10 protein-coding genes and 1 riboswitch are annotated in these 11,709 nt (G+C 40.2%); all 10 genes read right to left on the bottom strand.

Annotated features, from left to right (window positions below):
• Window positions 1-180 precede the first annotated feature (180 nt).
• The 10 genes from ACWPVE_RS18815 to ACWPVE_RS18770 all read right to left on the bottom strand — a co-directional run bounded on the left by ACWPVE_RS18815 (window position 181) and on the right by ACWPVE_RS18770 (window position 11,683).
• A complete protein-coding gene (locus ACWPVE_RS18815) occupies window positions 181-1,200 on the bottom strand; it encodes an ABC transporter permease (protein ID WP_453996040.1) in 1,020 nt (339 codons plus the stop codon).
• Complete coding sequence (locus tag ACWPVE_RS18810; protein WP_453996038.1) at window positions 1,193-2,185, bottom strand: ABC transporter permease; 993 nt, start codon at window positions 2,183-2,185, stop codon at window positions 1,193-1,195. The genes ACWPVE_RS18815 and ACWPVE_RS18810 overlap by 8 nt, the downstream gene beginning before the upstream one ends.
• Complete coding sequence (locus ACWPVE_RS18805; protein ID WP_453996036.1) at window positions 2,151-3,686, bottom strand: sugar ABC transporter ATP-binding protein; 1,536 nt, start codon at window positions 3,684-3,686, stop codon at window positions 2,151-2,153. The genes ACWPVE_RS18810 and ACWPVE_RS18805 overlap by 35 nt, the downstream gene beginning before the upstream one ends.
• Window positions 3,687-4,241: 555 nt before the next feature.
• A complete protein-coding gene (locus tag ACWPVE_RS18800; protein WP_453996034.1) occupies window positions 4,242-5,285 on the bottom strand; it encodes a substrate-binding domain-containing protein in 1,044 nt (347 codons plus the stop codon).
• A gap of 78 nt (window positions 5,286-5,363) precedes the next feature.
• Window positions 5,364-6,551 (bottom strand): acyl-CoA dehydrogenase family protein, encoded by a 1,188-nt coding sequence (locus ACWPVE_RS18795; protein ID WP_453996032.1) that lies wholly within the window; start codon window positions 6,549-6,551, stop codon window positions 5,364-5,366.
• A 39-nt stretch (window positions 6,552-6,590) separates the two neighbouring features.
• The gene (locus ACWPVE_RS18790; RefSeq protein ID WP_453996030.1) at window positions 6,591-7,970 is read right to left on the bottom strand and encodes an LLM class flavin-dependent oxidoreductase; all 1,380 of its coding nucleotides are present in this window, start codon (window positions 7,968-7,970) and stop codon (window positions 6,591-6,593) included.
• 119 nt (window positions 7,971-8,089) lie between these two features.
• A complete protein-coding gene (locus ACWPVE_RS18785; protein WP_453996028.1) occupies window positions 8,090-8,254 on the bottom strand; it encodes a hypothetical protein in 165 nt (54 codons plus the stop codon).
• A 1-nt stretch (window position 8,255) separates the two neighbouring features.
• A complete protein-coding gene (locus tag ACWPVE_RS18780; RefSeq protein WP_453996026.1) occupies window positions 8,256-9,491 on the bottom strand; it encodes an acyl-CoA dehydrogenase family protein in 1,236 nt (411 codons plus the stop codon).
• A gap of 316 nt (window positions 9,492-9,807) precedes the next feature.
• Window positions 9,808-10,152, bottom strand: a complete 345-nt coding sequence (locus tag ACWPVE_RS18775; RefSeq protein WP_453996024.1) for a hypothetical protein — start codon at window positions 10,150-10,152, stop codon at window positions 9,808-9,810.
• Window positions 10,153-10,350: 198 nt separating this feature from the next.
• A riboswitch (SAM riboswitch) is annotated at window positions 10,351-10,451 on the bottom strand.
• Between the two features lie 200 nt (window positions 10,452-10,651).
• Window positions 10,652-11,683 (bottom strand): threonine aldolase family protein, encoded by a 1,032-nt coding sequence (locus ACWPVE_RS18770; RefSeq protein ID WP_453996022.1) that lies wholly within the window; start codon window positions 11,681-11,683, stop codon window positions 10,652-10,654.
• Window positions 11,684-11,709 lie beyond the last annotated feature (26 nt).

Genomic DNA, 11,709 nt, shown 5'->3' with positions numbered 1-11,709 from the left:
CACTAACACATTGTAACAGATTCATTCTCTCTTTTGAAAATAAAATTGTTACCAAAGGATAACATTCATTAAAAAAATTAAAACAGGTAAAGCCTCTTACTATCCATAAAGGATTTGGCTGCTTTACCTGTTCTTATCGTTCGTGATACTCCCAACGGGGGCGAATTTACCTTCTCCCACCTACTTTCTTTTATTTGTAATTATCGAATTCCCTGCAAGTATGAGGAAGATTAAGATCCCCCTCACTACACCTTGCCAGTAATAGCTAATCCCCATTAGGTTCAAGCCATTTGCGACAATTCCAAAAAACAAGACGCCGATGATTGTTCCAGGTATGTTGACACGCGCTTGCCTACTTAACGTACTACTAATAAACACAGCACCGATGGCATCCATTAGATAATATCTACCACTTAAAGGTGTAAAGGCTGTTAGTACAGAGGAACCGATTATTCCCGCTAAAGCGCAAATCACCCCAGTAATGACAAATGCATAAATGGTGTACCTACCAACTGGTATCCCTGATAACCTCGCCGCTTCTTGACTGGATCCGATGGCATATAATTTCCGACCATACACCGTTCTCTTCAACGTAAAATGGGCCACTACTGCTATAAAGAGAGCTAGTAGAATCGAAAACTTGAAATTCGCTACTGCTCCTGTACTTGACTCGAAAACTAAAAAGCTACCACGCCCTAGAAACTGGAATGCTTCGTCCATTCCTGGCAAATAAATCGGTTCTCCCCCTCTTGTGAAAATTTTTTCGATACTTTCGCCGATAAATAAGGTTCCAAGCGTTACTAGAAAGGCACTTATTTTTAATTTCACTACGAAAAAACTATTAAACAGGCCTACCGTTGCCCCCGCCGTTAGTCCTAATAATATCGCTGGAATCCACCCTAACCCAGACTGTAAGGCAATCACAGCGACCATAGCTCCAAGATCAAAAGATACAGCGATGGATAGGTCGATTCCTCCTGATGTAACGATAAAGCATAAACCAATCGCGACCAACGCTAGTACTGCTGATTGACTCAATATATTGGCTAGATTGTTCATGCTTAGAAAAGAAGGAACCGTGAAAAAGAAGATGAAAACAACAGATAATAAGGCAATGAGAGTACTATAATGTAAGGTGTTACTTCCAAGACGTAGAACTGGACTTTGATGTACACTGTTTTTTACTACTAACTTAGCCATGAACAGTTCCTCTCCTTTGCTGGATGGTTGTGATGGAAACGGCCAACAATATTAAAGCACCTTTTATTGCATACACCCAGTAGGTCGGAACATTGATTAACGTAAAACCATTTGATAGCATTCCAACAAAAATAGCGCTTAGAATGGCCCCTGTCATATTAGGAATAGATAAACGGGAAAAAATCGCACTCATATATCCCGCAAGTAACACATCTAACAACATTAAATCCCCAATTCCTGGTACACTTCCCGATAAACGAGCCGATACTAATAGTCCTGCAATTGCTGCCGTGATAGAAGCAATCACATACGTCAATCCTACGATTAACGTGACATTGATCCCAGCATTTATTGCAGCTTGTGAATTGCCTCCAATGGCGTGAACCCAATTTCCAAAAATAGAGTGATGAAATAGAATGTACAATGTACCGCCAATAATCGCGAAAATCCAAATTTGGATAGGTAATCCTAAAACTTCCGTAGTCGCCAATGAAATCATGACGGGATCCGTCACATTTACAACGGTGTTATTTGTAATTAATAACACCATTCCCTGAAGTAAATACATCATAGCTAACGTACTTAAGAGAGGAATGATTTTTAACTTAATAATCGAAAATGCATTTATGATCCCTATTAGTACACTACACAAGAAAGCGACGGAAAAAGCCGTTATAATCGAAAACCCTTGATTGATCAGAACAGCAGTAATTGCAACATTTAGGGCAAGATTATTGGCTAATGATAAATCAATACCTCCTTTGATAACATGATTTCCTCCACCAATTAGAATTGCCGTCATTCCACATGACACAATCCCTAATGCGCTTGATTGCAAGAGAATATTTTTCACATTATGAAGGGTTAAAAACACAGGTGAACTCCATGTAAAATAGACTGCAATCAGAATGAAGGCTATGTAGCCACTATATTTTAGTAGTCCATTCATATTAAATGCTTTGTTCGATACTGCTACTTGACTCATCCATACTCCCTCCCATCATCGATACCATAATTTGATCTGTTGTCACGTTTTCTTTCTCAAATTCTCTCACTACTTCTCCGCGGTACATGACTAAAATCCGATCGCTTAGTTTAACCAATTCCTGGAGATCTTGTGTGATTAAGAGCACCCCTGCACCATTTTCTGCTACTTGTGTAATAAGATTGTATATTTCTGCTTTTGTGCTGACATCAACCGCAGCGGTTGGTTGATTTAAAATATATAACGCCGCGTTACTACTTAACCATTTTGCTAAAACGGCTTTTTGTTGATTTCCACCACTAAGGTAGTTAATCGTTGTTTCTTGATTTGGTGTACGAATCCCCAATTGATCAATCATAACGTCAACCTTTTCCCGTTCTACTTTCCTTTTAATCACTCCACCCTTACTCACTTTTTTCAAACTTGTAAGAGTGATATTTTCTTTCACTGACATATTTTGTAAGATTCCTAGATGCCGCCTGTCTTCAGGGATATATCCCATCCCTAGTGATACTGCCTTTTCAGGATTATGCTTGGATAGTCGTTTTCCTTCAAATTCAACAACGCCCTTCGTTATATTTGAGTCATCATAGATTGACAGCCCTAGGTCCGAATATCCCGAACCCATTAGCCCCGTAATTCCCACAATTTCCCCTCTCCGAATTTGAAAATTTACATCCTGAAATTGTTGGGAATGAGTGAAATCTTTCACATTTAGTAATACATCTCCTAGTTGACGGGATTTTGTTGGAGTGTCACTCCCTATACGTCTGCCTGTCATGAAATACACTATATCTTCAATTGTTAATCCCTTTGTTTCTGTCGTTTTCACATTGCTTCCATTCCGTAATACTGTAATTCGATCGCAAATATCTAGAATCTCTCCAAAATAATGGGAGATATAGATAATCGAAATTCCCTTCTGCTTCAATTCCTTAATGATATTAAATAACTGGTTCGCTTCACGTTTAGCCAGGACAGCGGTTGGTTCATCGAATACGATAACTTTTGGATCTTGAAGCAAAGCGCGACAAATCTGCAACAATTGTTTTTCTCCTACAGAAAGATCACCCACTAGTTTCTTCCCAGATAAACGCACGCCCACTTTTTCAAGTAATACTTTTTCAGCTTCCTTTTCCATCGTTCGTCGCTTAATCAATCGAAAAGAAGCAAACTTATTTTCAATCCCTAAAAATAAGGACTCAGCGACTGTCAAATACGGGACAACATGTCGCTCTTGGTGAATGAAGTGGATTCCCAAATGTTCAACAATCTTTGGTGTTAGCACCTTTTGGAGATTACCGAGAAAACGTATTTCTCCACTGTCTTGACTGTAGATCCCAGCTAAAATTTTCATTAACGTCGATTTACCAGCTCCATTTTCTCCAATGAGTCCATGGATTTCTCCTTCTTTCAGCTGAAAATGAATATTTTGAAGAGCTTTTACACCTGGAAATTCTTTTTGAATCTCTTTCATTTCCAATACAAACTCATCACTCATGTTCCAAACCTCCCTTTTATGAAAAATTAATTTTGGGGAGGATAGCATCAACTATCCTCTCTTTATAATCCTAAAAGCACGCAGGTTCACTTGGGGTATGCGTCGTGACATTAGGGATTTGCACCATCGCCCAATTTTTTGCACCATCTCAACTGGAATTTGCGCCAACTACCCCGATTTTTGCGGCGTTATACCTGAGATTTGCGCCGCCACACCGAGGATTTGCGCTGTCTCACCCGATTTTTACGTCGTCTCAACTGGGATTTGCGCCGTCACTCCCGATTTTTGCGCCGCCACACCTAGGATTTGCGCCGTCACTCCCGATTTTTGCGCCGTCACTCCTGGGATTTGCGCCGTCACTCCTGGGATTTGCGCCGTCACCCGAAATTTACGTCGTCTCAACTGGGATTTGCGCCGTCACTCCCGATTTTTGCGCCGCCACACCTAGGATTTGCGCCATCCCCCGATTTTTGCACCGTCTCAACTGGGATTTGCGCCAACTACCCCGATTTTTGCGCCGCCACACCTGCGATTTGCGCCGAATCACCAATATTACTATTCTTTAAATAAAATTTTCTTCGATTCTTCGGCATTGTCTTTTGTGACAAGAAACCCTTCATCGTACAGTTTAGTTGGAACCTCTTGCCCAGCTAGTGAACGTGCAACGATATCAATTGCGGATTGCCCTGTTTGATATGGAATTTGCGCAAAGTCAGCCGCAAAGGAACTATTTGAATCAGCAATCATATCCACTGCAGTTGGGTCACCATCAACACCATAGACTTTCACATCTTTCCGTCCAGCTGCATCAACCGCTTGAGCTGCTCCAATGCTTGGAATATCCCAGGCTGCCCAAATCGCTTTAATACCACTTCCTTCAGGATGTTTCACTAGGAGGTCTTCTACCTTTTTACGCGCATCTTCGATTGTTCCTGGTATGACATCAATTAGTTCTGGTTCAATAAACTCAATATTCGGATAATCTTGCGCAACATATTTCAACATGTCATAACGAATTTCACATACCCGAACGCCTGGAAAACCATGAAAAACGGCGACTTTCCCTTCTCCTCCCATATCCTCAAACATTTGACGTGCTAATACCTCACCTGCATAATAATCATCCGACAAGATATTTGTAATGCTATATTCACTATCGTGGGCAACTGTAAATAGTGGTATATTTGCATCATGAACTTTTTTCAGGACAGGTTTATAGACACTTGTATCACCAAGTTGCTTAATGATTGCATCTGGCTTCTGGATGATTAAATTTTCAATATCTGTGATATGTTTTTGATCATTCCGTTCCCCATCGACAGCAATCGGAGTCCCACCCAATTCCTTAATCCTGTCTATTTGCCCTTGATATGATTGGCGATCCCAGTTATGATCTGTTCCTATAACGGCTACTCCGATTGTTTTTCCTTCAAGAGATGGTACAGGTTTTCCATCTATCACGCTTTTGACACCAGAATCCTTTCCTTGATTACTATTAGTCGTCTCAGATTTTACCTCACCAGTAGATTCTGTCTGATTAGAGCATGCTGAAACAACGAACATCGCTAGAATAAATAAAAATAGAATAATCTTCTTCACCTTTTCGTTTCCCCCTCGGTCATATGCAACAACCATCTTTGATGAGTGTTACTTTTTATTCGATTTCACTTACTACTATCACGAATAGCTACTTGGTGTTGGGTACTCTCCATGTAAGAACCATTGACCTATATTCTTTCTTTTATATTCGATTGGATTATGCAGTGAATGTGTTCTGACATTTCTCCAGAATCGATCATAATTATTTTTAATGGTTGCTGATCTTGCTCCCATCACTTCAAAGATATGACTTGTAACATCTAAGGAAATTTTTGTTCCAAATGCATTTGCGGCAGATGTAAAAAGAACCGTTTCACCTCGTTCTACGTATGTTAACGACTGGTCTTTCTCCCAGGCTTCGTCTACTTTTTCACCCGCCATTTCCACAAATTGAACAGCTGCCTGCACATTGATCCAAAACTCGCCATAGCGACGTTGAATAAAAGGGTCATCGATTGCTTTTTCATAGTTCGATAGATACCATGGTCGTGATTTATTAATTGTGTATTTACGCGCTTCCTTTAAAGCTCCCTCCGCACTTCCTACAATGACGTTTGCTAAGATAATTTGCGATAAGATCGGATCAAACGTAGAGAATGGTTTTCCTGCGGACACCGATTTATCCAGAATTTCATGTGGTTCCACAATCACATTCTCAAAAGTGACCGACCCGCTATCTGTTTGCCTTTGACCCATTCCATCCCAGTCATCATTTATAATTACTCCGATTTGATTAGTCGGAATAAAACCAACATAAACCTTGTCATTTTCTTCTTGATCGATCCAATAAACTAATAGACGATCAGAGTCCTTTGCACCAGTGCTAAATGTGTTGTATCCGTTTAAAATAAACCCATTTCCATCTTTTCTTCCAATTAACGTAGGTTCGATCGGATTTGCTGAATTTCCCCAAAACCAATTATTTTTTGCTGATTCGGTGTAAAAGTATTCTTTCTGTTGTTTGGAACCTGCAAAATGAGGAGTCACAAGTTGTAAAAAATGATATCCATACAAATGCGCGAGTGCCGCATCTGCTTTTGCCAATTCACGAACGATACGAAGAACGAGAGACCAAGGTTGACCGCTGCCTCCATATTCAGTTGGAATTAGAATCTTTAATAATCCTGATTTACGTAATGCATCGCGTTGAACTTTCGCAGTGCCTCCAATTTTATCCCGCTCTGCTGCATCTTTTGAGAATTCTTGTGCCAGCAATTGTGCTGTTTTTAGATAATCAGTTGGTTGATTTGTTATGGTTTCGACCATCTCTCTCCCTCTTTCTTTTCGTTTCAAAAAGTATTATTTCTACACTTGAACGGTGGTTAGCTTACGGTATTGGCGAGCTGGGTGATGGTCTGGTAATTGTTCATTCCCAAATAGATTTTTACGCAAGCCACCCTCCACATATTCTTTTCTAACAAGTCCGCGTTCCTGTAGTATAGGAATGACCAATTCTACAAAATCCTCAAATGTACCTGGTGTAATAGCATACGCAATATTAAATCCGTCTACATCCGTTTCCTCTATCCATTTTTCCATCTCATCCGCTACTTGTTTAGGTGACCCTACTGCAACTGGCCCGATTCCGCCAATTCCTACAAATTCCGCTACCTCCCTCACGGTCCATTGTTTTTCAGGGTCTATTTTTGTAAATGTCTCAAGGGCTGAATGAATCGCATCATTTTTGATATATTCGATCTTGTCGTCTGGATTGTATCGAGATAAATCCACACCCGTCCAACCCCCAAAGAGAGCCAATCCACCTTCATAACTCGTATGTTTTTTATACTCTTCAAATTTTGCGTACGCTTCTTCTTCTGTACGTCCAACAATCGGTGTAAATAATGAAAGAACTTTAATCTCGTTTGGATCTCTCCCCGCATTTTTCGCTTCTTCACGTAGGGCTTTGACAAACGTTTGACCAATCGGAGCCGTAGGAACACTAATGAATACAAGTTCCGCATGTTTCGCCGCAAACTGCCTTCCTTTCTTCGAGGCACCTGCTTGAAAAATAACGGGTGTTCGTTGTGGTGATGGCTCACATAGATGAGCACCTGGTACCTTGAAATACTTGCCATGATGGTTAATATCATGCACTTTAGTTGGATCCGTATAAATCTTCTTTTCCTTATCTAAACGAACCGCTCCATCCTCCCAGCTCCCTTCCCATAATTTATAGACAACCTCAAGATATTCATCCGCTATGTCATAGCGTTCATCGTGATTAATTTGCTGGTCAAGCCCTAGATTTTTAGCTGCACTATCTAAATAGGAAGTGACAATATTCCAACCTATTCTTCCTTTTGTAAGATGGTCTAGTGTGGAAATCCGTCTTGCAAATGAATAAGGGTGCTCATAACTTGTTGATGCGGTGAGGCCAAATCCTAGATGCTTTGTCGCACGTGCCATAATAGGGACAACAAAAGCAGGGTCGTTGACAGGCACCTGTGCCCCTTGACGTACCGCAGCATCTCTTGAACCTTGATACACATCATATGTTCCTAAAACGTCTGCCAAGAAGATGGCATCAAACCGACCCTTCTCTAACAATCTAGCAAGGTATTCCCAATACTCGGCATCCTTGTAAATCGATGATTGATCATCTGGATGCGTCCATAATCCAGGCGATTGATGACCCGCACAATTCATATCAAATGCATTTAAATAGATTCTTTTCTTTGGCATTTTTTTACCTCCATTATGATTAAAAATGAATGCTAGTTCCCTTTCACACCGTGATTTCCGTTATACATTTGTTCCTGCGGGGTCTCAAGTCTCACACTTTCCCGCAGGAATTTTAAATCCTACCTAACGTCAACTCCCGTTTCACCAATCATTTGGGATGGGATTTTCCAATCAGAAAGCAATAATCTATTTGATGAGAGTCTAAAAAAGAAAATAGGGATCTTCCAAAAGAACAGTTTGATTACTCGGCTAAAAATATTTTTCACTCTATAAATTTTCAACATTTTAACTCCTCCCAACATGCCATACATAAGGTGGGCGTGTTTGATTCACCGCATAATCCCCGACCACTCTCTCTTTATAGATAAGAGGATTATGTGATGCTAGTGTTCGGGCATTACGCCAATAGCGATCAAAGCTCTTTGTTTGTAAGGTGGCGGAAGCACCCAATGCGTCGAACAATAATTCTGATGCTTCAAGTGTTAAGCTACTGACCACCGTTTGAGCCTGTGAAACTTCAATTTCCACCTCATCATTGAGCACTTCTTCATTTTCAACGTCTCCAGATAGACGGACTTCATATGCCTGTTGTAACGATTCGGCTGTTTTTACAACAATGGCTCCAGCAGCATAAGCCAAGCTATGTATTTTTCCAACTACTTGTAGCACTTGTGGATCTTCACTTGGACGAGCACCTGCTGCATGTGTATATGTTCGTTGACGCTCTGCTACAGCTTTTGAAACATCCGTTGCTGCTGCACGGGCAATCCCAGCAAGAGTTGCCAAATGCATCATTTGGAAAAAGCCAGCTAGATATTGCGCATTAAACTCCTCTGTTAAGATTTCCTCTTCCTTAATCGAAACATCTGTGAATCGTGTTGTTCCACTAGCTGTTAATTTTTGTCCAAAGCCATTCCAATCATCAATGACGTCTACGCCTTTTGCATATCTTGAGATAACCGCAAAGATATGATTGTCGTCACGGGTTGCCAAAACAAGAATCCAATCGGCATAAATCGTACCTGTTGAATAGTATTTTGTACCGTTTAAAAATAACTGGTCTCCTTCTCCTCTCGTTACATTTGTTAAGAAGCTGCCAGCCTTCGCGCCAGCGACTTCAGACCACGCATTCCCAACAAGATCTCCGTCTAAAATACGCTTTATCCACTTGCTTCTTTGTTCACCCTTTGGTGAATTTAATACCATCTCAACAAAAGAAAAATGTGCCCGCAGTGCTTGCGGGATATTCGAATCTGCCTCTCCTAATTCAATCAGAAGAGTAAATAACTCTGGAAGTGTTGCTCCCAAGCCTCCTTCTTCACGTGGAATCCGAATTGCTCCAAATCCTGCTTCTTTTAGCAATTGGATTTCCTCAAAAGGCAGCTTTCTCTCATTTTCTCGTTGAACGGCACCCTCTCGTATTTGTTGAAAAACCCCTCGGAATCTTGATGCCAATTGTTCGTAGTTCTTACTAGGGGCACTCCCCCATACACCTCTTACTTTTTCTAATGTTACTGTCATTTCTTTTCCTCCTTATGGTTTCATGTAAATAATATTTGGTGAAACGAATCGTACATTTTTTATTACTTGCTGCTTATTGAGGCTTTGCATCACCCCCTTTAAATGGTTCAGTTTGCTCTTTCTACGGTATGGAATTTCGAATTATTTTAAATAATCGCATCGGAATAGTAAGATTTAGTGCGATACAGAATCGCACTGAATCATAGAACGAAACTTTTTCTTCAAATTAAAAAGACACCTCACTTCCCACGTCTTGAATGAAAAGAAAGATGCCTTTAGTTGTCTAATCGGCAGATATGCAATTTTCTAATTTTCTTCATTTTATAAACTGATATTTTTTCGGCGTGAAAAATTTCTGAAGCTGTCTAGTTAATCCTCCATTTCCAAATCGAATAAATTTTTCATGTTCCTGCTTCATTCCTTCTTCCAAGGTGTGATCTAGAAATGCTAAAAGATAGATACGACGATGTTGAATGTTGATAATGCCATTTTCAAAAAACCAGTTATCGATTGTATTAAAAACACCTCGATTTACCCCATACTGATCATTGCACCATTTATAAAATTGCAAATCGGGTAAATTCAGATATTCATTTTGTGAAAATGTATCATGTCCTATTGTTTTAATACGAATGTTATGCACATGTAATGCTTTTTCCATGATGAGTGTCCTCCTTTTGTGTTTTCTCTTGTTTTTAAAAATAAAAAAACCAAAGGCACTGAAAAAATATACATTCTCACAGTGCCTTTGGTGGTCCAATCAGCAATTCTACATATTAAATTTTCGGTTATAATCGAGTAAAAATATAAAAAACCTCTTCAAAATAAGAAGAGGTTAATGGATTCGTCCTATTTACTCTCCTTATCTTTCAAGCATACGCTTGCTGGAATTGGCACAGTACTATAAAGCCTGTTGCCGAGGTATCGTCGGGCCAGTCCCTCCACCTCTCTTGATAAGTAATTTGTTCATTATTTAATTAATTTACAATATAAGCCATATTAAAAACATTGTCAACTACCTTTTCAGAAAAATATGAAAGTGTAGGATAGGGAGAATTCCAATCCTCCTTACTATACAGGCGGTCAGGACCTACATTTGTGAAAATGTAAAAAAATAGGTGAACAGCAGAACCGTCCCCCTGTTCCCCCTGTTCTACTACCTACCCTAGGTTTTCTACTAGGTAACTTAGGACCGCATCTATGTCTTTTTTCGTGATTTGGTGGTGTGTGACCATTCGCACTTTTTTAGGGCCTATTTTCTTCACTAAGATATTTCTAGATTTTAATAGATCCACTAATCGATCGGCATCCCAGCCTTCTTGTACAATTTCAATGGATACGATATTCGTTTGGAATTGTTCTGAGAGCAGTTTTAGGCCTGGAATCGTGGATAGTCCGTCACTTAAATGACTGGCTAATTGATGATCGTTCTGCATGTGATTTGTCATTTTCTGAAGCGCAATGATTCCTGGTGCCGCAATGATACCTGCTTGCCTCATCCCTCCGCCTAATCTTTGGCGTATTTTCTTTGCTTTTTGAATAAAGGTCTTTGGTCCTAATAAGATTGAGCCGATTGGACAACCTAACCCCTTTGTTAAACAAATTTGTACTGCATCCGCATATTGACAAATGACCGAGGCTGGCACATTTAGGTAAGTTGCGGCATTAAAGAGCCTAGCACCGTCTAAATAGACAGGAATTCCATTTCGCTTTGCCACTTCTTTTATGTCCTTCATATTTTCGAGGGGGACAACTGAACCTTCATTTAAGTTATAGGTATTTTCTAAACAAATGAGTCCCGTTTCCGCTGCTTGAATTCCAACAGGTTGAATGGATTCTTCTATTTCGTTTATATCATAAACCCCTTTTGTTACGGAAACACTTCGCGCTTGGACTTGAGAAAGTGCAGCTAACCCTGCTACTTCAAGATTATATAAGTGGGATTCCTTCCCCATGATGACTTCTTGGCCGCGTTCTGTCATCGTCATGACCGCTACTTGGTTCGACATTGTACCCGAGATTGTCAACATCGCATCTTCCATATCTAGCATAGAAGAAGCGAGCCTTTCCAGTTCAATGACTGTCGGATCTTCGCCAAGAATATCATCGCCTAGCTTCGCTTTTGTTATCGCCTCTACCATTTCTTGAGTTGGCATCGTTTCAGCATCACTTCGTAAATCGATTCGTTTCACTAATATTCTCCTTTTTCCTTGTAACT

The organism is Bacillus nitroreducens (genome assembly GCF_964021195.1).
This window is presented reverse-complemented; position numbering and strand designations above follow the sequence as displayed.

Bases quoted from the DNA above. Each gene is read 5' to 3' on its own strand.
- ACWPVE_RS18815 (WP_453996040.1), bottom strand. From the start codon at position 1,200: ATGGCTAAGTTAGTAGTAAAAAACAGTGTACATCAAAGTCCAGTTCTA.
- ACWPVE_RS18775 (WP_453996024.1), bottom strand. From the start codon at position 10,152: ATGGAAAAAGCATTACATGTGCATAACATTCGTATTAAAACAATAGGA.
- ACWPVE_RS18790 (WP_453996030.1), bottom strand. From the start codon at position 7,970: ATGCCAAAGAAAAGAATCTATTTAAATGCATTTGATATGAATTGTGCG.
- ACWPVE_RS18795 (WP_453996032.1), bottom strand. From the start codon at position 6,551: ATGGTCGAAACCATAACAAATCAACCAACTGATTATCTAAAAACAGCA.
- ACWPVE_RS18785 (WP_453996028.1), bottom strand. From the start codon at position 8,254: ATGTTGAAAATTTATAGAGTGAAAAATATTTTTAGCCGAGTAATCAAA.
- ACWPVE_RS18805 (WP_453996036.1), bottom strand. From the start codon at position 3,686: ATGAGTGATGAGTTTGTATTGGAAATGAAAGAGATTCAAAAAGAATTT.
- ACWPVE_RS18810 (WP_453996038.1), bottom strand. From the start codon at position 2,185: ATGAGTCAAGTAGCAGTATCGAACAAAGCATTTAATATGAATGGACTA.
- ACWPVE_RS18780 (WP_453996026.1), bottom strand. From the start codon at position 9,491: ATGACAGTAACATTAGAAAAAGTAAGAGGTGTATGGGGGAGTGCCCCT.